This is a genomic window from Agromyces selenitireducens (genome assembly GCF_052748465.2).
Genome location: NZ_CM188259.1, coordinates 1,808,568 through 1,828,168, shown reverse-complemented (window position 1 = coordinate 1,828,168; position 19,601 = coordinate 1,808,568). Strand labels below are relative to the sequence as shown.

The following is a 19,601-nucleotide window of genomic DNA, read 5'->3' as shown; positions in this document are numbered from 1 at the left end:
GGGAGCCCGCAATGCCGCCGCCTCGTGCACGCATGATCCCCCTGCGCGACCGGTCGCTGTTCCCGCAAGCGCAGCGATCCCGCGCACGCGACCGTCAGAACCCGAGCCGGCCCAGCTGCTTCGGGTCGCGCTGCCAGTCCTTGGCGACCTTGACGTGCAGCGCGAGGTACACCCGGCGCCCGAGCAGCCCCTCGATCTGCGCACGGGCGCGCTCCCCCACCTCGCGCAGGCGCGCCCCGCCCTTGCCGATGATGATGCCCTTCTGGCTGTCGCGCTCGACGTAGAGGTTCGCGTAGATCTCGAGCAGGTCCTTGTCGTCGCGCTCGATCATGTCATCGACCGTGACGGCGATCGAGTGCGGCAGCTCGTCGGAGACGCCCTCGAGCGCGGCCTCGCGCACGAACTCTGCGATGCGCTCGGCGGTGTCCTCATCGGTCACGGCCTCCGCCGGGTAGAGCGGATGCTCCGACTGGGGCATGAGCTGCAGCAGCTCGTCGACCAGCACGTCGAGCTGCTCCCCCTTCGGTGCAGAGACGGGGATGATCGCGTCCCATTCGCGCAGCTGCGACACGGCGAGCAGCTGCTCGGCGACCTTCGCCCTGCCCGCAGCATCCGTCTTGGTCACGATCGCGACCTTCTTCGCGCGCGGGTACTGCTCGAGCTGCTCGTTGATGTACCGGTCGCCGGGACCGATCGCCTCGTTCGCGGGCACGCAGAAGCCGATCACGTCGACGTCGCCGAGCGTGGTCTGCACGAGCGAGTTCAGGCGCTCGCCGAGGAGCGTGCGCGGGCGGTGCAATCCCGGCGTGTCGACGACGATGAGCTGCCCGTACTCGCGGTGCACGATGCCGCGGATGGCGCGCCGTGTGGTCTGCGGTTTCGAGCTCGTGATCGCGACCTTCTCGCCGACGAGCGCGTTCGTGAGCGTCGACTTGCCGACGTTCGGCCGGCCCACGAACGAGACGAACCCTGCGCGGTAGTCGGTCATGGTCGATCTCCCTCGGTCGGTGCGGCGTCGTTTCCGGCGAATGCGGTGCGCACGTCGATCAGCGCCTGGTCGGCCTCGACCAGGATCGTGGCGATGCGCTTGCGGCGGCCCTCGGTGCGCTCGGCCTCGAGCAGGAGGCCGCTCACCGAGGCGCGGTCGCCTGTCTGCGGCAGCCGGCCGAGTTCCTTCGCGAGCAGCCCGCCCGCCGAGTCGACGTCCTCGTCCTCCAGGTCGAGCCCGAACAGCTCGCCGAGCTCGTCCACGGGCAGGCGGGCGTTGATCCGGAACCGCCCCTCGCCGAGTTCCTCGACCTGCGCGGCCTCGCGGTCGTACTCGTCGGAGATGTCGCCGACGAGCTCCTCGATGAGGTCCTCCATCGTGACGAGGCCGGCGATGCCGCCGTACTCGTCGACGACCATCGCGAGGTGGTTCGACTCGAGCTGCATCTGCCGGAGCAGCGCGTCGGCCTTCATCGACTCGGGGACGAACACGGCGGGGCGGGTGAGGTCGGCGACCGTGAGCGATTCGGAGTCGAGCGGCCGCTCGAACCCGAGTTTGGCGAGGTCGCGCAGGTAGAGTACGCCGACGATGTCGTCGGCCTCGCGCTCGACGACCGGGATGCGCGAGTACCCCGCCTTGAGGAACAGCGCCATCGCCTGCGGGAGGTGGGCGGAGCGCTCGATCGTGACCATGTCGGTGCGCGGCACCATCACCTCGCGCACGAGGGTGTCGCTGAACTCGAAGATGGAATGGATCAGCTCGCGGTCGCCCTGGTCGAGCACCTCGAGCTCGGTGGCCTCGTCGACCATGCTGAGCAGCTGTTCCTCGCTCGACACGCCGGCGAACCGGATGCGGCCCGGTGTCACGCGATTGCCGAGCGAGACGAGCGCGTTCGCGAGCGGCCCCAGGAGGACGCGCACGAACCGGACGATCGGTGCGGAGAGCCGGAGCACCGTGCTCGCATGCGCCCGGCCGACGCTGCGCGGGCTCGCGCCGACGAGCACGAATGACACGGCCGTCATGATCAGCGCCGACACCAGCAGGACGAGCCACACGTCGTCGAGGAAGAACGTGAACGCGAGCGTCACGAGCACCGCCGCAGTGGTCTCGGCGAGGATGCGCATGAAGTTCACGGCGTTGACGTGCGCGCCGGCGTCGTCGGCGATGGCGCGCAGCGAACGCTCGGCCCTCGCGCCGAGCGACATCTCGACGAGGTCGGCGCGCGAGCTCGCGCCGATCGCCGAGTCGACCGCGGCCATGAGGCCGCCGAAGGCGACGAGCACGAGCGCCGCGGCGAGGAAGAGCCAGGGCAGCATCATGGTCAGCGGCGTCGCTCCTGCATGGCGAAGCCGACCAGGAGGTCGCGCTGCAGGCCGAACATCTCGCGCTCCTCGGCGGGCTCCGCGTGGTCGAACCCGAGCAGGTGCAGGATTCCGTGCGCGGTGAGCAGTTGCAGTTCGTCGAGGAGGTCGTGACCGGCCGCCCTGGCCTGGGATTCCGCGACCTGCGGACAGAGCACGACGTCGCCGAGGAGGCCCGGCGGCGCGGGCTGGTCCTCGGTGCCCGGGCGCAGTTCGTCCATGGGGAAGCTCAGCACGTCGGTCGGCCCGGGCTCGTCCATCCACTGGACGTGGAGCTGCTCCATCGCCCCCTCGTCGACGAGGACGATCGCGAGCTCGGCGTCGGGGTGGACGTGCAGGGCGTCGAGCGCGTACACCGCGAGACGCTGCAGCGCCGCCTCGTCGACCGCGACGGCCGACTCGTTGTTGACCTCGATGCTCACGTGCTCCTCTTCCTCGGCAGGTGGTCGCGAGGCCCGGCCGCTCCGCGCCGGTCGGCGGCGCCGCGGCGCTCGGCGCGGTTCGCGAACTCGCGCGCCTGCTCGCGCTCGAATCGCTGGGCCTGCGAGCGCTGGTCGAACTCGGTGTAGGCGTCGATGATGCGGCCGACGAGCGTGTGCCTCACGACGTCGTCGCTCGTGAGCTTCGCGAAGTGGATGTCCTCGACCCCGTCGAGGATCCGCGTGACGAGCCGGAGGCCCGACGAGCCGCCCGGCAGGTCGACCTGCGTGATGTCGCCGGTCACGACCATGCGCGAGCCGAACCCGAGCCGTGTGAGGAACATCTTCATCTGTTCGGGAGTGGTGTTCTGCGCCTCGTCGAGGACGACGAACGAGTCGTTGAGCGTGCGTCCGCGCATGTACGCGAGCGGCGCGACCTCGACCGTGCCGGACGCGAGCAGCTTCGGGACGATCTCCGGGTCCATCATCTCGTTGAGCGCGTCGTAGAGCGGCCGCAGGTACGGGTCGATCTTCTCGGTGAGCGTGCCGGGCAGGAACCCGAGCCGCTCCCCCGCCTCGACGGCCGGACGCGTGAGGATGATCCGGTTGACCTCCTTGCGCTGGAGCGCCTGCACGGCCTTCGCCATCGCGAGGTACGTCTTGCCGGTGCCGGCCGGCCCGATTCCGAACACGATGGTGTGCTCGTCGATCGCGTCGACGTAGGCGCGCTGCCCCTCGGTCTTCGGCCGGATCGAGCGGCCCCTGGCCGACACGATCACCTGGCCCAGAGCCTCGGAGGGCCGGGAGTTCGGGTCGGCGTCGAGCATTCGGGCGGAGCTCCTCACTTCGATGGGCGTCGGGTCCTCGCCGCCGCGGACGAGCTCGAGCAGTTCCTCGATCAGCCGGCGCACGCGCCGCCGCTGCTCCTCGTCGCCGCGGATGGCGATCTCGTTGCCGCGCACGTGCACCTCGACGCCCGGGTACTCGCGCTCGATGCTCGTGAGCAGGCGGTCCTGCGGGCCGAGCAGGCGCACCATCGCGATGCCGTCGACGTGGAGCCGCTCTTCGTCGGCTCGTGCCTCGGGGACGGGGAGCCGGGCCTCGCCCTTGTCGTCAGCGCCCGCCAAGCGAACCCTCCTCGAGCCCGCCGCCGAGCACGTGGGCATGGACGTGGAACACCGTCTGGCCCGCGGCGGGGCCGGTGTTGAAGATCAGCCGGAACTGGCCGCCCGCCAATTCGTCGGCGATGCCCCGCGCGACCGAGACGAGTTCGGCGAGCAGGTCGGGGTCGCCCGCAGCCAGTTCGACGACGTCGCGGTACTCGCCCTTGCGTGGGGTGACGATGACATGCACGGGCGCCTGCGGGGCGATGTCGTGGAACGCGATCACGCGATCGGTCTCGGCCACCATCCGCGCCGGGATCTCGCCCGCGGCGATGCGCTCGAACACCGTGGGCTCCGCCGTTCCGCTCATGCCCCCATCGTAGCGACGGATGCGTCACCACCGCCCGAGCGCGACCGACAGCACCGCGATCGCCGCAGGGCCGGCCGTCGACGTGCGCAGCACCGACTCCCCGAGCCGCACCGGCTCGGCCCCGGCCTCGACCAGCCGCTCGATCTCTGCAGGGTCCATGCCGCCCTCAGGGCCGACGACGAGCGCGAGGTCGCGGCCGTCGTGACGGATGCCGCCGAGCGGGGTCGGTGCGCCCGGCACGAGCAGCAGCATCCGCTCGCCCTGCAGGCGCGCCGGGAGCTCGCGCGTCGCTGCGACCGAGTCGACGGGCGGCACGCGGCTCCGGATGGACTGCTTGACCGCCTCGCGCACGATGGCGGCCCAGCGCGCACGACCCTTCTCGGCCTTGGGTCCCTCCCAGCGCGACACCGAGCGGGCCGCAGCCCACGGCACGACCCGGTCGACCCCGAGCTCGGTCGCGGCCTGGACCGCGAGCTCGTCGCGATCGCCCTTCGCGAGCGCCTGAACGAGCGTGAGCCGCGGCGACGGCTCCGGCTCGTCGCGGACCTCGTCGACCACCAGTTCGAGCCGGCGCGACTCGGTCGCGGCGACCTCGCCCGAGACGATCCGACCGCGTCCGTCGCCGACCGAAACCCGCTCGCCGACGCGCACGCGCGCGACGGTCACGGCGTGCCGCGCTTCGTCGCCGACGAGCTCGACCGTCGCGCCCGGCTCGACACGGGCCAGGTCGAGGGTCTCGTCGAGGTAGAGGCTGCTCATCGCCGCATCCGCTTCGCGCGTCAGCCGAGGAACCGGTCGCGCAGTCGTGCGAACAGTCCCTGCTGGAAGTGCCCGAGCTGCGGCGGCTGCGCCTTGCGCTGCTTGGCGAGCTGCTGAACGAGTTCGCGCTCCTTGTGGCTGAGCTTCGTGGGCGTCACGACGTGCACGGCCACCTTGAGGTCGCCACGGCCCCCGCCGCGCAGGTGCGTGATGCCGCGGTCGCGCACGGTCAGGATGTCGCCCGACTGCACGCCCGGCTTCAGCTCGAGGTCGACGTCGCCGTCGAGGGCCGCCACCTTCGCGTCCGTGCCGAGCACCGCGTCGGTCATCTGCACCTCGAGCGTGCAGAGCAGGTCGTCGCCGTTGCGGCTGAACACCTCGTGGTTCCGCACCTTGATCTCGAGGTAGAGGTCGCCGTTCGGTCCGCCGGCGGGACCGGCCTCGCCCGAGCCCGGCATCTGCAGCCGCACGCCGGTGTCGACGCCCGCGGGCACGTCGACGGGCACGGTACGGCGCGCACGAACGCGACCCTGGCCCTGGCACGTGGCGCAGGGGGTCGCGATGATCGTGCCGTACCCGCGGCACGATCCGCACGGGCTCGAGGTCATGACGTTGCCGAGGAGCGACCGGACCGCGCGCTGGATGTGCCCGGTGCCGCCGCAGATGTCGCAGGTGACGGGCGACGTGCCCGGCTGGCAGCACGAGCCGTGACAGGTCTCGCAGGTCACGGCGGTGTCGACCTCGAGGTCGCGGTGCGTTCCGAAGATGACGTCGTCGAGGCCCACCTCGAGCCGGATCAGGGCGTCCTGCCCGCGCTCGCGGCGCGACCGCGGCCCGCGGCTGGACTGGCCCGCGCCGAAGAAGGTCTCGAAGATATCGCCGAACCCGCCGAACCCGGCGCCGTTGAAGCCGCCCTGCCCGCCGCCGAGGTCGTACTGCTGGCGCTGCTTGGGGTCGGAGAGGACGTCGTAGGCGTGCGTGACCTGCTTGAACCGCTCGGACGCCTCGGCGCCGGGGTTGACGTCGGGGTGCAGTTCGCGGGCGAGCCGTCGGTACGCCTTCTTGATCTCGTCGGGGGTGGCGTCGCGCGAGACGCCGAGGACCTCGTAATGGTCGGCCACTGCGGGCGGGTTCCTTTCGATTGCCGGTGACGGATGCCGCGCACGGGCGGCTCCGCGCGGTTCAGTTCTCGCCGAGCGTGCGCGAGAGGTAGCGAGCGACGGCGCGCACGGCGGCCATGCTCTGGGAGTAGTCCATGCGGGTGGGCCCGACGATGCCGAGTCGCGACACGTCGCGCCCGGGGATCTCGAACGAGCTCGACACGACCGAGGTCTCGCCGAGTCCGAAGGGTGCGTTCTCGCGGCCGATGCGCACGGCGATGCCCTGGTCGGCGGCCATCTCGCCGAAGAGCTTCAGGAGCACCACCTGCTCCTCGATCGCCTCGATGACGCCGAGGATGTTGCCGGCGAAGTCCTGCTCGGTGCGCACGAGGTTGGCGGCGCCGGCCACCACGAGCCGGTCGCTGCGCGTGACCTTGGCCTGGTCGGCGAGGGTCGCGGCGAGGGTCCGCAGCACCTCCGCGTGGGCCCTGTCGGCCTTCTCGGTCTCGGTCGAGAGCGCCGTCGCGGCATCCGCCATCGTGAGCCCCTCGGCGACCTCGTTGAGGCGGTTGCGGAGGCGGTGCAGCGTCTCCTCGTCGACGGGCTGGTCGAGCTCGGCGAGCCGCTGCTCGACCTGGCCGGTGTCGGAGATGAGGATGCACAGCACGCGTGTCGGCGCGAGCGAGACGAGCTCGACGTGGCGGACTCGGGCGCGGGCGAAGCTCGGGTACTGCACGACCGCGAGCTGTCGGGTGAGTTGCGAGACGAGGCGGACGGTGCGTGCGAGCAGCTCGTCGAGGTCGTTCGACTCGCCGAGGAACGTCTCGATCGCCTGACGCTGCGCGGTCGTGAGGGGCCGGATGTCGGCGAGCTGGTCGACGAACACGCGGTAGCCCTTGTCGGTGGGGATGCGGCCCGACGAGGTGTGCGGCGCCGCGATGAGCTCCTCCTCTTCGAGGAGGGCCATGTCGTTGCGGATCGTGGCGGCCGAGACGCCGAAGTGGTGCCGCTCGACGATCGTCTTCGAGCCGACGGGCTCGCGCGAGGCGACGTAGTCCTGGACGATCGCGCGGAGCACGGCGAGGCTGCGTTCGGAGACCATGACCCTCGCTTCCCTCGACCGACCTGCGTGCGCGCGAACCATGCGCTTAGCACTCGGTTCGCATGACTGCCAATCATATCGCGGGATTCGGTGCCGGCACCGTTGCCGGGCCGAGTCCCACGGCAGTAGCGTGTGATCGCGCCGACCGCCGCCCCGTCCTCGCGCGTGCGACCGTCGCACCTCCCCGTCAACCCGAAAGGCAACCCCGCATGACCGACCCCAACACCTCACCCGCCGCTCCCGCCGCCCCGCTCTCCCACGAGCAGGACGTGCAGTGGGGCTCGTTCGCCCACCTCGGCGGCATCCTCGGCATCCTGCCGTCGCTCATCATCTGGCTCGTCTTCAAGGACCGCGGCTCGTTCACGAACACCGAGGCGAAGGAGGCGCTGAACTTCCAGATCACCCTGGCGCTCGGCACCGTCGCGCTCTGGGTCGTCGTCACCGTGCTCACCGTCGTGACCTTCGGCATCGGCGCGGTGCTGGGCTTCCTCCTGTACGTTCCGTGGATCCTCGGCGTGGTCTTCTCGATCATCGCCTTCCTGCAGGCCAAGGAGGGTCGCCACTACCGCTACCCGTTCGCACTGCGCCTCATCAAGTAACCCGCGCACGACCTTGCGACGCGCCGGTCCGAGACCCCTCGACCGGCGCGTCGCCGTGTGCCAGCATGAGGGAACGCCTCGCGACACGGGCGTGCGACCGACCAAGGAGCCAGCATCATGTCCGACGCACCACCTCCCACACCGCCCAACCCGCCGAGCACCCCGCCGCCCGGCGGCACCACGCCTCCGCCGCCTCCCGGCGGGCCCACGCCGCCTCCGCCCAGCGGTGGTCCCGGCTACGGCGCCCCCGCCCAGGAGATGAGCCCGCCCGACCAGCGGCTCTGGGCGACGCTGATCCACATCGGCGGCATCCTGTTCGGGTTCCTGCCGCCGCTCATCGGCTACCTCGTGCTCAAGGACCGCGGAGCGTTCATCCGCGCGCACTCGGCCACGGCGCTGAACTTCCAGATCACGCTGCTCATCGCGTACGTCGTCGGCTGGATCCTCGCCTTCGTGCTGATCGGCTTCCTGATCCTGCTCGCCGCGTGGATCGCCGCCATCGTGTTCGGCATCATCGCCGCGCTCAAGGCGAACCAGGGGCAGCCGTACGTCTACCCGATCGCGATCAAGTTCGTGAGCTAGGTCCCGGTCCGCGCTGCGCGCCATTCGACCACCGTCGGGTGCGCGCCGCGCGCTACTCGACCACCGTGTAGAGCAGGCGCCGCACGACGGCGTCGGCCAGCAGACGCCCTCGCCGGGTGAGCGTGACCCGCCCGGCGAGGGCGTTCTTCGCGTCCACGAGCCCGTCGGCGATGAGCCCGGCGACGGCGTGACGGCCGCCGGCGTGCAGCGACGCGACCTCGATTCCCTCCCGGATCCGTGCGAGGAGCAGCACGCGCTCGGTTTCCCGCGTCGCCGCGTCGAGGGTCTCCCTGCCCACCGCGGGCGACACGCCGGCCGCGATCCGCTCGGCGTACGCGGCGGGGTGCTTCGCGTTCCACCACCGGATGCCGCCGACGTGGCTGTGCGCCCCGGGCCCGACTCCCCACCAGTCGTCGCCGCGCCAGTACCCGAGGTTGTGCCGCGACCGGTTCGTGGCATCCGTCGCCCAGTTCGACACCTCGTACCATTCGTATCCGGCCGCGCCGAGCAGGTCGTCGGCGAGCTCGTACATGTCGGCCGCGAGGTCGTCGTCGATCGGCGCGAGTTCGCCGCGGCGGATCCGTCGGGCGAGCTTCGTGCCGTCCTCGACGATGAGGGCGTACGCGCTGACGTGATCGGGCCGCTCGGCGACGACGGCCTCGAGGCTCGTGCGCCAGTCGGCGAGCGACTCCCCCGGCGTGCCGTAGATGAGGTCGAGGCTCACGTCGAGCCCGGCGTCGCGTGCCCAGCCGACCACGAGCGGCACCCGCGCGGGGTCGTGCGTGCGGTCGAGCGCTGCGAGCACCTCCGGCACCGCGGACTGCATGCCGAACGACACGCGCGTGAACCCGCCTTCGGCGAGCCGCCGAAGGCCGTCGGGACCGACCGAGTCCGGGTTCGCCTCGGTCGTGACCTCGGCGCCGTCGTCCAGCCCGAACTCGTCGCGGATCGCGGCGAGCATGCGCACGAGGTCGGCGGCCGGCAGCAACGTCGGCGTGCCGCCGCCGAAGAACACCGTCTGCGCGGTCCGTTCGGGAGCAGCGGATGCCGCGAGCACGCGCCGTGCGAGACGGATCTCCTCGATGGCCTGGTCGGGGTACCCGGCCTGGGTGACCCCCCGGAGTTCGCCCGCCGTGTACGTGTTGAAGTCGCAGTAGCCGCAGCGGACCCGGCAGAACGGCACGTGCACGTAGACGCCGAACGCCCGGTCGGCGGCATCCGTCACCGCGCTCGCCGGCAGCAGGCCGTCGGAGGGCGCCGGATCGGCGATCGGGAGGGGTCCGGCCACGGTCAGGTGTACGCGGGGTGCAGCGCGCGCAGTTCGGCGCGCGTCAGCTCTCGGCGCCGGCGGCGGGTCAGCGGCGCGAGCAGGCGGTGGATGCCGCCCCCGGGCTCGAGCGCCGAGCGGATCGTGAGCCACACGGTGTCGTCGTCGCGGTGCTCGAGCACGAAGGACTCCTCGCCGTGCTCGGGGGAGTCGCCCGTGGTGCCGTAGGCGAAGCCGATGCGACCGGGCTCGTCGACGACGTACACGACGAGAATCGGGGTCGTCCGGCTGCGCAGGCGTCCGCGCCGCCGGAGCGTCGCGGTCATCCCCGCGGAGACGAAGGGGGTGCCGTCGGCCGCGAACCGCTGCTCGGCGTGCGCGGTCGGCTGCTCGGCGAGCGGCGAACCGTCGGCGTCGTAGGCGATGCCCGTGTACTGCGCGCCCGTGCCCGGGGCGACCTCGGTGACCTCGAATCCGGCGCCCTTCTGGACGCCCCAGGTCATGAGCTCCTCGGCGGCGCGGTCGAAGCGCTCGCGCCCGGAGCCGAGCTTGACGGAGTCCTCCGCCGGGCGGAACCCGGCGGGCGGGTACCGCAGCAGGTCTGGGTCGAGCGTCGCGCCGATCGCGCCGTACGTGACCGACTGGTCGGTGAACGTGCTGCGTCGAGTCATCCGAACATCGTACTTCGGAGGGCCCGTGCGGCCGGAATCGGCCGGACGCCCGGAACGCTACTTCTTCGCGTCCTTCTTCTCGGTCTCGCCCGAGAGCGCGGCGATGAACGCCTCCTGGGGGACCTCCACACGGCCGACCATCTTCATGCGCTTCTTGCCCTCCTTCTGCTTCTCGAGGAGCTTGCGCTTGCGGGTGATGTCACCGCCGTAGCACTTGGCCAGGACGTCCTTGCGGATCGCGCGGATCGACTCGCGCGCGATGATGCGCGCGCCGATCGCCGCCTGGATGGGCACCTCGAACTGCTGCCGCGGAATGAGCTCGCGGAGCCGCCCGGTCATGAGCACGCCGTAGGCGTAGGCCTTGTCGCGGTGCACGATCGCGCTGAACGCGTCGACCTGCTCGCCCTGCAGCAGGATGTCGACCTTCACGAGGTCGGCGGCCTGGTCGCCCGCGGGCTCGTAGTCGAGCGAGGCGTAGCCGGCGGTCTTCGACTTCAGGTTGTCGAAGAAGTCGAACACGATCTCGCCGAGGGGCATGCTGTAGCGGATCTCGACGCGGTCCTCGCCGAGGTACTCCATGCCGAGCAGCGTGCCGCGACGCGACTGGCACAGCTCCATGATGGTGCCGACGTAGTCCTTCGGCGCGAGGATCGCGGCCTTGACGATGGGCTCGCGGACCTCGGCGATCTTGCCGCCGGTCGGGAATTCGCTCGGGTTGGTGACCGTGACGGTCTTCTTGTCCTCCGTGGTCACCTCGTAGACGACGGACGGCGCGGTCGCGATGATGTCGAGGTCGAACTCGCGGCGGAGGCGCTCCGTGACGATCTCGAGGTGCAGCAGGCCGAGGAATCCGCAGCGGAAGCCGAAGCCGAGTGCGACCGACGTCTCGGGCTCGTAGACGAGCGCGGCATCCGACAGCTTGAGCTTGTCGAGCGCCTCGCGGAGCTCGGGGTAGTCGCTCCCGTCGATCGGGTACAGGCCCGAGAACACCATGGGCAGCGGTTCGGTGTAGCCCGCGAGCGGCTCGGCAGCCGACTTCGCAGCCGTCGTGACCGTGTCGCCGACCTTGGACTGCCGCACGTCCTTCACGCCCGTGATGAGGTAGCCGACCTCGCCGACGCCGAGGCCCTTCGTGGGTGTCGGCTCGGGTGCGCTCACGCCGATCTCGAGGATCTCGTGGGTCGCGCGCGTCGACATCATCTGGATGCGCTCGCGTGGGTTCAGCTTGCCGTCGACCATCCGGACGTACGTGACGACGCCGCGGTAGCTGTCGTAGACGGAGTCGAAGATCATCGCCCGGGCCGGGGCATCCGCGTCGCCCGTCGGGGCGGGGATGCGCTCGACCACCCGGTCGAGCAGGTCCTCCACGCCCATGCCGGTCTTGCCCGACACGCGCAGCACGTCGTCGGGCGAACCGCCGATGAGGTCGGCGAGCTCGCGCGCGTACTTCTCGGGCTCGGCGGCCGGGAGGTCGATCTTGTTCAGCACCGGGATGATCTCGAGGTCGTTCTCGAGCGCGAGGTAGAGGTTCGCGAGCGTCTGCGCCTCGATGCCCTGCGCGGCGTCGACCAGCAGGATCGCGCCCTCGCAGGCGGCGAGCGAACGGGACACCTCGTAGCTGAAGTCGACGTGCCCGGGCGTGTCGATCATGTTGAGGGCGTACGACGTGTCGCCGACCTGCCACGGCATCCGCACGGCCTGGCTCTTGATGGTGATGCCGCGCTCGCGCTCGATGTCCATGCGGTCGAGGTACTGCGCGCGCATGTCGCGGTCGGCGACCACGCCCGTGATGCCGAGCATGCGGTCGGCGAGCGTCGACTTGCCGTGGTCGATGTGCGCGATGATGCAGAAGTTGCGGATCAGCGCGGGATCGGTGGCGGCGGGCACCGGGGGGTCAGCGGCTCTCGGAGACATCCCGTCGATTCTCCCACGCCGCCGATCCCACTTTCGACGGATGCCTCCCGCGGGCCCGCGGACTACGCTGAAACGCACCATGACCGTGCTCGATGCCCCACTCGTCGGACGGGTGCAGCCGTCGGCGCTGCGGCCCGTGTTCACGTCACTCCGCGTCGGCCTGCATGTGCTCGTCGTGGGTCTCACGCTGTTCGTCCTCGCGCGCGCCGTGATCGTCGGCGACGACCAGCTCATCGCGATCGCCATCCTGTCGATCGCCTTCATCGGCACCTACGCGGTGGGCGTGGTCACGGCGCACCAGGTGGTGACGCCGTGGATGCGGGCGGGCTGGCTCGTCATGCTCCTGGGCCTCTGGCTCGGCCTCGGCGCGCTGACCCCGGATGCGGCCTTCCTGGCGTTCCCCCTCTTCTTCCTCGAGCTGCACGTGCTGCCCGCACGCTTCGCGGTGCCACTCGTCGCCGTGACCTTCCTGCTCAGCGTGTGGAGCACGACCTCGCACCTGGGCTTCGAGGTCGGGAGCATCCTCGGCCCCTTCATCTCCGCGGGCGTCGCGGTCATCATCGGGCTCGGCTACCGGGCGATGGCCGTCGAGTCGCGCGAGCGCCAGTCGCTCATCCTCGACCTGCTCGCCACCCGCGAGGAGCTCGCGGCGGCGAGCCGCGAAGCCGGCACGCTCGCCGAGCGCGAGCGCATCGCCCGCGAGATCCACGACACCGTCGCGCAGGGCCTCTCGAGCATCCAGATGCTGCTGCACGCGGCCGAACGCGACATCCACGACGATGCCGTGCGCGACAAGCTCCGCCTCGCGCGCGAGACCGCGTCCGACAACCTGCAGGAGACCCGCCGGTTCATCCGCGAGCTCACCCCACCCGCGCTCGACGAGCAGACCCTGCCCGCGGCGCTGCGTCGACTCGCCTCGGCGACGAACGAGCAGGCCGCGCAGGCGGGCTCGCGCACTCGGATCTCGTTCTCGCTGAGCGGCCACCCGGTGCCCCTGCCGATGTCGATCGAGGCGACGCTGCTGCGCATTGCGCAGGGTTCGCTCTCGAACGTCGTCAAGCACGCCGATGCGGCCCGCGCCGAGCTGACCCTCAGCTACCTCGGCGACGAGGTCGCGCTCGACGTCGTCGACAACGGCGTCGGGTTCGATCCGGCGGGGCTCGAGCCCGCGGGCCCGGATGCCGCGTCCTTCGGCCTCCGCGCCATCCGTCACCGCGCCGAGGCGCTCGGCGGGACCGCCGACGTCGAGTCCACCCCGGGCGGCGGGACCGCGCTGTCCGTGCGCATTCCGGCGGTGACCGCATGATCCGGCTCGTGCTGAGCGACGACCATCCCGTGGTGCGCGCCGGCATGCGGGCCCTCCTCGAGGCAGAGCCCGACCTCTCGGTGGTCGGCGAGGCCGCCAGCGCCGAGGAGGCCGTGGCGCTGGCCGCGACGCCCGGCGTCGACCTCGTGCTCATGGACCTGCAGTTCCCCGGCCGGCTCCAGGGCGTCGACGCGACACGGCGCATCCGCTCGACGCCGGGCGCTCCGCGCGTGCTCGTGCTCACCAACTACGACACCGACGCCGACATTTTGGGCGCCATCGAGGCAGGCGCGAGCGGGTACCTCCTGAAGGACGCCCCGCCCGGCGAGCTCGTGGCGGCGATCCGCGCGGCGGCATCCGGGGAGTCCGCCCTCGCACCCGCGGTCGCGTCGCGGCTCGACGCGTCGCAGCGCAGTCCCGATCAGCGCCTCACCGTCCGGGAGTCCGAGGTGCTCGCGCTCGTCGCGGGCGGCAGCACCAACCGCGAGATCGGGCAGGCGCTGTTCCTCAGCGAGGCGACCGTGAAGTCGCACCTCGTGCACATCTTCACCAAGCTGGGCGTCGGATCGCGCACCGCGGCCGTGGCGAAGGCGCGCGAGCTCGGCGCGATCCGGGCGGGCTGACGGATGCCGCGCGCCCGCGTCGTCCTCGTCCACGGCATCCGCACGTCGGCGACGATGTGGCGCGGGCAGGTCGCGCGCCTGTCGCGCCACGACCTCGATGTCGTCACGGTCGACCTGCCGGGACACGGTGCGCGCCTCGACGAGGAGTTCACGCTCGCCGCGGCGATGCACGCCATCGACGAGGCGTTCGCCGACGCCGATCCCGGAACCCCGCGGCTGCTCGTCGGAATGAGCCTCGGGGGGTATCTCGCGATCGAGTACGCGGCGCGGCATCCGCATCGTCTCGACGGGCTGGTCGCCGCCTCATGCGGAACCCGCCCGCGCGGCGCCGGCCTGCGCGGGTACCTGGCGCTCGCTGCGGCGATCCGGCGGCTGCCCGACCGGGGGCGCGGGCTGAACGACGCGATGGCGCGCCTCTTCCTCTCCCCCGCCGCGGTCGACGACGTGGTCGCCGGCGGCGTCGCGCTCGACGTGATGCAGCCGGCGATCGGCGCGGTCGCCGAGCTCGACATCGAGGCGTCGATCGCGGCCGTCGAGGTGCCGATCTGGTTCGTGAACGGGCGCTACGACCACTTCCGCATCGAGGAGCGCCGGCTGCTCCGAGCGGCGCGCGACGGGCGACTCGTGCACATCGACGGCGCGACGCACCTCGTGAGCCTCGTGCGGCCGGCGGAGTTCGCTGCGGCGGTGCTCGGGGCAGTGGCCGAGCTCGAACTCCGCGCGGCCCGGAGCGACCGTCGTCGCGTCGCCCGCTGACACCACGACGACGACGCCCTCGCGCTTTGGTGTCGCCCGCCGTTGCTGGTATCGTTGCCTGTTGGCTTGCGTGTGGGTCCCACCCCGCACGATGCGCCGCGACGGCCCCTCTACCGATTGCGGCAACTCCGGTACCCGCAGAACACACGAAAGACGAACCACGTGGCAAACATCAAGTCGCAGATCAAGCGCATCCGCACCAACCTGAAGGCGCAGGAGCGCAACAAGGCCGTGAAGAGCGAGCTCAAGACCGTCATCACCGCGACACGCAAGGCCGTCGCCGAGGGCGACAAGGAGAAGGCGACCGCCGCCCTTCGAGTCGCGACCCGCAAGCTCGACAAGGCCGCGAGCAAGGGCGTCATCCACAAGAACCAGGCCGCGAACCGAAAGTCGGCCATCGCGAAGCAGGTCGCCGCGCTCTAGGCGACGAACGAACTCGACCGAGGGGTCCCGCACCGTGTCGGTGCGGGACCCCTCGGCGTTGCCGTGCGTTGCCGCCCCGGCGTGCAGTCCGGTACCGGCGGACGAGGACGGGCGCAGGGCTCAGGCCAGGGCGCGGCCGCGCGCGCTGATGACGCCCACGAGCCGCTCGAGCGCGAAGACCGGGTCGCGCTCGGCACCCTTCACGGCGGCGTCGGCGGCGGCGAGGGCATCGATGGCGGCGCCCAGGCCTTCGTCGTCCCATCCCATGAGGTCGCGGCGGGCGCGGTCGACCTGCCACGGCGCGAGGCCGAGCGACGACGCCGCAGCACCGCGGGCACCGGCCACCCTGGCCATCGTGCGAATCTTCATGGCGAAGGCGGCGACGATCGGCACGGGGTCGGCGCCGGAGTCGAGCGCGTGGCGCAACGCGATGAGCGCCTCGCCGTGCCGCCCCGCGATGGCCGAGTCGGCGACCGCGAACGCGGTGGTCTCGACGCGGCCGCCGTAGTACTTGGCGACGGTCGCCTCGTCGACGTCGCCGGGCACGTCGGCGATGAGCTGACGGGAGGCGGCGGCGAGCTCGCCGAGATCGTCGCTGAAGGCCGCCACGAGGGAGCGCAGGGCCGCGGGCGCGATGCGCCGCCCGGCGAGGCGGAACTCGGCCGCGGCGAAGTCCTGCTTGTCGGAGTCGCGCTTGAGCTCGGCGCACACGATCTCGATGCCACCGCCCGTGCCGGCGCGGATCGCGTCGAGCAGCTTCTTGCCGCGGGTGCCGCTGCGGTGTCGCAGCACGAGCGTCGTGCCCTCGGCGGGATCGGCCAGGTACTCGAGCGCGTCGAGGAGGAAGTCGTCGGTCGAACGCTCGACGCCCGCGACCCGGATGAGCCGCGGCTCGCCGAACAGCGACGGGCTCGCGAGGGTGAGCAGTTCGCCGCGCCGGTAGCCGTCGGCATCGAGGTCGCTGACCTCGAGCTCAGGGTCGACGTCGCGCAGGGCGTCGCGCAGCATCGTGACGGCGCGCTCTGCCAGGACGTCTTCGCCCCCGGACACGAGCACGACAGGTGCGGGCCTGACCTGGTTCCAGGTCAACTGCGGGATCGCCGCTTTCGCCTTGGCCGTGCCTCCGCGTGCCGCCACGTGCGCTCCCTCCGACTGCCGGACCAGTCTACGGATCGCCGCCGACGTCGGCGGCACGCTCGCTCCACAGCCTGAACCCGCCGTCCGCCGCGATGAGCGCGGAGGTCCCCACCTGATCGCTGCGGACGACAGCAGTGCCGCCGTGGGCGAGGAGGTCCAGCAGCGATTCCGTGGGGTGGCCGTAGCCGTTCTCCGCACCCACGCCGACGAATCCGACGGATGCCGCGAGCTCCCGGTACAGCTCGGCGCTCTGGTCGGCGCTGCCATGGTGGGCGACCTTCACGACGTCGGCGCGGCCGAGGTCGTGGTCGCGCCGCAGGCGCTCCTGCGCCTCCTCGCCCAGATCGCCCAGGAACACCGCCCGGAAGCGCTCCGACCGGAGGTCGAGCACGACGCTCGCGTCGTTGCCGGGAGCCGTCCGGGCGGGCGGCCAGAGCACCCGCCAGTCCGCCTCGCCGAGCGATCCGGACGCGCCCGAGGCGACCTCCATCACCTCGGCACCGCCGCCCACGAGCGGGGCCAGCGCGCGCTTCGAGCGTCCGCCGTCGAGCGGCCCGTGAAGGACCACGCCGACGCGCCCTGCGATGGCGGCGACCCCGCCGGCGTGGTCGGCGTCCCAGTGCGTGATGACGGCGAGATCGAGGCGCCGGATGCCGGCGAGGTCGAGGCAGCGCTCGAGCGCGCCGGGATCAGGTCCGGCATCCACGAGCAGGGTCGCTCCCGCGTCGCGCACGAGCACGGCGTCGCCCTGCCCCACGTCGCACTGCATGATCTGCCAGTCGCCCGGCAGCGCGGCCCGGGCGACGAGCGGGCGACCGGCCGCGGCACCGACGGGAAGGGCGACGGCGACTACCAGCACCGCGGCGGCGATCGCCCGGCCGCGCCCCGGCGGCCGGCTCGAGGCGACGAGACCGGCGGCGACCGCCACGGCGCAGAGCGCCGCGCCGGGCGCATCCGGCAGCCACGACACGGTCTGGACCGGCAATCGCTGCGTCCCGTGGGCGAGCATGGCGATCCATGTCGCCGGCAGCCAGGCGACCTGCAGGGCCGCGAAGCCGACCGACGGCAGCACCGGCAGGAGGAGGCACCCGACGAGGCCGGCGACGGTCGCGATCGGAGCCGCGGGGGCGGCGAGCAGGTTGGCGGGCACCCCGTAGACGGGCAGCACGGGCTCGAGGAGGATGAGCACCGGTTGGCATGCGAGCTGCGCGGCGAGCGGGATCGCCACCACTGCTGCGACGGGTCGCGGCATCCACTTCGCGAGGGCCCTGCCGAGCGGGCCGGACAGCAGGATGAGTCCCGCCGTGGCGCAGACGGACAGGGCGAAGCCGAAGTCGCGCGAGTACCAGGGATCGATCGCGAGCAGCATCACCGTCGCGACGGCGAGGGCCGATGCGCCCCCGCCCGCGCGGCCCACTCCGAGCGCGACGAGCACCACCACCGCCATCACGGCCGCGCGGACGACGCTCGACTCGGGCGTCACGAGCAGGACGAACCCGAGCAGCGCGGCCAGGGCGGCACCGATGCGCGCGGCACGCGGCAGGCCCGCGCGTCCCGCTGCCCAGAACACCGCCGCCGTCACGATCGCGCAATTCGCCCCGGAAACGGCGGTGAGGTGGGTGAGCGACGCCGCGGTCATGGCCTCCCGGAGCTCCTCGGAGACCCCCGCGGTGTCGCCGATGGCGAGACCGGGGACGAGCGCGCCCCCGTCGCCGCCGAGCCGTTGCGCCGCGTCGGCGAGTCCATCGCGCAGCGGGTGCGTCCATGCGATCAGGGCGGACGCCGATCCGATCCGCTCGACCTCGCCGCGCAGCCGGAAACCCTCACGGTCGGAGCCCGGCAGTGCCGAGACCCTGGCGCGTAGCGTGAGCGTCGCGCCGAATGGGGGTGCGGCGGCTGGGCCGGACAGCACCGCCTCGACGCGCACCGGACGATGCGGGCGACCGTCGACCGCGATCACGGTGGCCGGCGCTCGCCAGGCGGTCGACCGCTCCTCCCATGCCGCGACCGACGAGGCCCTCGCCGCCGCCTCCATCCGGATCTCCGCCTCGACCCAGGAGCGGTCGGCGGCAGCGGCCGGAAGCGGACCCGACCCTCGAAGCGCGAGGCCGATCCCGGCGGCGGTGGCGACGAGGGCGGCGCACGTCGCGGCGACCGCGACGAGCGCGAACACCGCACCCCCGGTACTCCTCGGACGGCCCGCACCACCCCCGGTCGGCGCCGCGCGCACGGCGCTGGAGCGCGTCACCGCGGCGACCAGCCCGGCTGCCGCGGCGCTCCAGCATGCCGTCGGCACCACCCACGCGGGTGCACCCGCGTCCGCTGCGCCGGTCGCGACCCAGGCGATCGCCCATGCGGTGATCGCGGACGGCAGCAGGCGCAGGTCGTGGGCGCGCATTCAGAGCGTCACGAGGTCGACGAGGCCCGAGTACACGGCGTCGCCGATGCCGGCGACGTCGAGCAGTTGTGCGACGTCGGTGAACGGCCCGTTCGCCTCACGCCAGTCGATGATGCGCTGCGCGAGCGCCGGGCCGATGCGCGGCAGCGTGTCCAGCTCGGCCGCGTCGGCATGGTTGAGGCTCACTCGCCCGTCGCCCGGACCCGGCGCTCCGGCGGCCGTTGCCGACTCGGCCGCGCCGACGACGGGCACCACGAGCTGCTCGCCGTCGACCAGTGCGCGTGCGAGGTTCACTCCACCGGGATCGGCCTCGGCCGTGAGGCCGCCCGCAGCGCCGACCGCGTCGACGACCCGGGCCCCCGGGGCGAGCTCGACGATCCCGGGTCGGGCGACCGCACCGAGGACGTGCACGAGCAGGGTGCCGGTCGACGCGAGCTCGTCGTCGCCCGTGGCTCCCCCGGCCGCGGCATCCGTCGCCCCGACACCCTCGATACGGACACCCGGTGCACCCACCTCACCCTGCATGCCGCCACCGGCGGACGCGAACGTGACGACCGCCGAGACCGCGACCGCCGCCACGAACACGACCACTGCGGCGCCGACCGCGATGCGCGACCGCGGCGCCGCGCGGACGTCGTCGAGCGCGGCAAGCGGGTCGGCGGCGGCTCGGTCGGTCGGTCGGCGCACGGGCATGCCGGAACGCTAGCCACGGCGCGACGGTCG

General features: G+C 72.3%; 20 protein-coding genes. 6 read left to right on the top strand and 14 right to left on the bottom strand.

Going from position 1 to position 19,601, the window contains the following annotated elements:
- Positions 1-94 precede the first annotated feature (94 nt).
- The 8 genes from era to hrcA all read right to left on the bottom strand — a co-directional run bounded on the left by era (position 95) and on the right by hrcA (position 7,202).
- Complete coding sequence (era, locus tag ACULK4_RS08555; RefSeq protein ID WP_445966639.1) at positions 95-988, bottom strand: GTPase Era; 894 nt, start codon at positions 986-988, stop codon at positions 95-97.
- Entirely contained in the window at positions 985-2,304 is a 1,320-nt protein-coding gene (locus ACULK4_RS08550) for a hemolysin family protein (RefSeq protein ID WP_445966768.1), read from the bottom strand. Before ACULK4_RS08550 ends, era begins: the two co-directional genes overlap by 4 nt.
- A gap of 5 nt (positions 2,305-2,309) precedes the next feature.
- Complete coding sequence (gene ybeY / locus ACULK4_RS08545; protein WP_445966640.1) at positions 2,310-2,771, bottom strand: rRNA maturation RNase YbeY; 462 nt, start codon at positions 2,769-2,771, stop codon at positions 2,310-2,312.
- A complete protein-coding gene (locus tag ACULK4_RS08540) occupies positions 2,768-3,805 on the bottom strand; it encodes a PhoH family protein (RefSeq protein ID WP_445966769.1) in 1,038 nt (345 codons plus the stop codon). The genes ybeY and ACULK4_RS08540 overlap by 4 nt, the downstream gene beginning before the upstream one ends.
- Before the next feature lie 76 nt (positions 3,806-3,881).
- Positions 3,882-4,241: an HIT domain-containing protein gene (locus ACULK4_RS08535; protein WP_445966641.1), complete on the bottom strand. Its 360-nt coding sequence runs from the start codon at positions 4,239-4,241 to the stop codon at positions 3,882-3,884.
- Positions 4,242-4,265: 24 nt separating this feature from the next.
- A complete protein-coding gene (locus ACULK4_RS08530; protein ID WP_445966642.1) occupies positions 4,266-5,000 on the bottom strand; it encodes a 16S rRNA (uracil(1498)-N(3))-methyltransferase in 735 nt (244 codons plus the stop codon).
- Positions 5,001-5,020: 20 nt separating this feature from the next.
- Positions 5,021-6,121 (bottom strand): molecular chaperone DnaJ, encoded by a 1,101-nt coding sequence (dnaJ, locus tag ACULK4_RS08525; protein ID WP_445966643.1) that lies wholly within the window; start codon positions 6,119-6,121, stop codon positions 5,021-5,023.
- Positions 6,122-6,182: 61 nt separating this feature from the next.
- Positions 6,183-7,202: a heat-inducible transcriptional repressor HrcA gene (hrcA, locus tag ACULK4_RS08520; RefSeq protein WP_445966644.1), complete on the bottom strand. Its 1,020-nt coding sequence runs from the start codon at positions 7,200-7,202 to the stop codon at positions 6,183-6,185.
- A gap of 209 nt (positions 7,203-7,411) precedes the next feature.
- Here hrcA and ACULK4_RS08515 point away from each other — a divergent pair, with 209 nt between their 5' ends.
- Together ACULK4_RS08515 and ACULK4_RS08510 are read left to right on the top strand one after the other, a co-directional pair.
- Positions 7,412-7,801, top strand: a complete 390-nt coding sequence (locus tag ACULK4_RS08515) for a DUF4870 domain-containing protein (protein ID WP_445966645.1) — start codon at positions 7,412-7,414, stop codon at positions 7,799-7,801.
- Between the two features lie 117 nt (positions 7,802-7,918).
- Entirely contained in the window at positions 7,919-8,383 is a 465-nt protein-coding gene (locus ACULK4_RS08510) for a DUF4870 domain-containing protein (RefSeq protein WP_445966646.1), read from the top strand.
- A 52-nt stretch (positions 8,384-8,435) separates the two neighbouring features.
- On the opposite strand, the gene hemW is transcribed toward ACULK4_RS08510, so the two are convergent.
- From hemW to lepA, 3 genes are read right to left on the bottom strand one after another with little or no spacing between them, the layout of a single operon-like run.
- Complete coding sequence (gene hemW, locus ACULK4_RS08505) at positions 8,436-9,671, bottom strand: radical SAM family heme chaperone HemW (protein ID WP_445966647.1); 1,236 nt, start codon at positions 9,669-9,671, stop codon at positions 8,436-8,438.
- A 2-nt stretch (positions 9,672-9,673) separates the two neighbouring features.
- A complete protein-coding gene (locus ACULK4_RS08500; RefSeq protein WP_445966648.1) occupies positions 9,674-10,321 on the bottom strand; it encodes a DUF1990 domain-containing protein in 648 nt (215 codons plus the stop codon).
- 57 nt (positions 10,322-10,378) lie between these two features.
- Positions 10,379-12,235 (bottom strand): translation elongation factor 4, encoded by a 1,857-nt coding sequence (gene lepA / locus ACULK4_RS08495; RefSeq protein ID WP_445966649.1) that lies wholly within the window; start codon positions 12,233-12,235, stop codon positions 10,379-10,381.
- 79 nt (positions 12,236-12,314) lie between these two features.
- Here lepA and ACULK4_RS08490 point away from each other — a divergent pair, with 79 nt between their 5' ends.
- From ACULK4_RS08490 to rpsT, 4 genes are all read left to right on the top strand, one after another.
- Entirely contained in the window at positions 12,315-13,541 is a 1,227-nt protein-coding gene (locus ACULK4_RS08490) for a sensor histidine kinase (protein WP_445966650.1), read from the top strand.
- Positions 13,538-14,164 carry a response regulator gene (locus ACULK4_RS08485; protein WP_445966651.1) on the top strand — a complete coding sequence of 209 codons (627 nt, stop codon included), beginning with the start codon at positions 13,538-13,540 and terminating at the stop codon, positions 14,162-14,164. The genes ACULK4_RS08490 and ACULK4_RS08485 overlap by 4 nt, the downstream gene beginning before the upstream one ends.
- 3 nt (positions 14,165-14,167) lie before the next feature.
- Positions 14,168-14,920 carry an alpha/beta fold hydrolase gene (locus ACULK4_RS08480; protein WP_445966652.1) on the top strand — a complete coding sequence of 251 codons (753 nt, stop codon included), beginning with the start codon at positions 14,168-14,170 and terminating at the stop codon, positions 14,918-14,920.
- 162 nt (positions 14,921-15,082) lie between these two features.
- The gene (rpsT, locus tag ACULK4_RS08475; protein ID WP_445966653.1) at positions 15,083-15,343 is read left to right on the top strand and encodes a 30S ribosomal protein S20; all 261 of its coding nucleotides are present in this window, start codon (positions 15,083-15,085) and stop codon (positions 15,341-15,343) included.
- A gap of 120 nt (positions 15,344-15,463) precedes the next feature.
- Here rpsT and holA read toward each other — a convergent pair whose 3' ends face one another.
- From holA to ACULK4_RS08460, 3 genes are read right to left on the bottom strand one after another with little or no spacing between them, the layout of a single operon-like run.
- Positions 15,464-16,480 (bottom strand): DNA polymerase III subunit delta, encoded by a 1,017-nt coding sequence (gene holA / locus ACULK4_RS08470; RefSeq protein WP_445966654.1) that lies wholly within the window; start codon positions 16,478-16,480, stop codon positions 15,464-15,466.
- 28 nt (positions 16,481-16,508) lie between these two features.
- Complete coding sequence (locus ACULK4_RS08465) at positions 16,509-18,878, bottom strand: ComEC/Rec2 family competence protein (RefSeq protein ID WP_445966655.1); 2,370 nt, start codon at positions 18,876-18,878, stop codon at positions 16,509-16,511.
- Entirely contained in the window at positions 18,879-19,571 is a 693-nt protein-coding gene (locus ACULK4_RS08460) for a ComEA family DNA-binding protein (protein ID WP_445966656.1), read from the bottom strand.
- Positions 19,572-19,601: the final 30 nt, after the last annotated feature.

Excerpts from the sequence above, each read along its gene's own strand:
- ACULK4_RS08485 (WP_445966651.1), top strand. The coding sequence starts at position 13,538 with ATGATCCGGCTCGTGCTGAGCGACGACCATCCCGTGGTGCGCGCCGGC.
- ACULK4_RS08480 (WP_445966652.1), top strand. The coding sequence starts at position 14,168 with ATGCCGCGCGCCCGCGTCGTCCTCGTCCACGGCATCCGCACGTCGGCG.
- ACULK4_RS08465 (WP_445966655.1), bottom strand. The coding sequence starts at position 18,878 with ATGCGCGCCCACGACCTGCGCCTGCTGCCGTCCGCGATCACCGCATGG.
- ACULK4_RS08515 (WP_445966645.1), top strand. The coding sequence starts at position 7,412 with ATGACCGACCCCAACACCTCACCCGCCGCTCCCGCCGCCCCGCTCTCC.
- ACULK4_RS08550 (WP_445966768.1), bottom strand. The coding sequence starts at position 2,304 with ATGCTGCCCTGGCTCTTCCTCGCCGCGGCGCTCGTGCTCGTCGCCTTC.
- lepA (WP_445966649.1), bottom strand. The coding sequence starts at position 12,235 with ATGTCTCCGAGAGCCGCTGACCCCCCGGTGCCCGCCGCCACCGATCCC.
- ACULK4_RS08535 (WP_445966641.1), bottom strand. The coding sequence starts at position 4,241 with ATGAGCGGAACGGCGGAGCCCACGGTGTTCGAGCGCATCGCCGCGGGC.
- ACULK4_RS08500 (WP_445966648.1), bottom strand. The coding sequence starts at position 10,321 with ATGACTCGACGCAGCACGTTCACCGACCAGTCGGTCACGTACGGCGCG.
- ACULK4_RS08530 (WP_445966642.1), bottom strand. The coding sequence starts at position 5,000 with ATGAGCAGCCTCTACCTCGACGAGACCCTCGACCTGGCCCGTGTCGAG.
- era (WP_445966639.1), bottom strand. The coding sequence starts at position 988 with ATGACCGACTACCGCGCAGGGTTCGTCTCGTTCGTGGGCCGGCCGAAC.
- ACULK4_RS08460 (WP_445966656.1), bottom strand. The coding sequence starts at position 19,571 with ATGCCCGTGCGCCGACCGACCGACCGAGCCGCCGCCGACCCGCTTGCC.
- hrcA (WP_445966644.1), bottom strand. The coding sequence starts at position 7,202 with ATGGTCTCCGAACGCAGCCTCGCCGTGCTCCGCGCGATCGTCCAGGAC.
- ACULK4_RS08490 (WP_445966650.1), top strand. The coding sequence starts at position 12,315 with ATGACCGTGCTCGATGCCCCACTCGTCGGACGGGTGCAGCCGTCGGCG.
- ACULK4_RS08510 (WP_445966646.1), top strand. The coding sequence starts at position 7,919 with ATGTCCGACGCACCACCTCCCACACCGCCCAACCCGCCGAGCACCCCG.
- ACULK4_RS08540 (WP_445966769.1), bottom strand. The coding sequence starts at position 3,805 with ATGGTGCGCCTGCTCGGCCCGCAGGACCGCCTGCTCACGAGCATCGAG.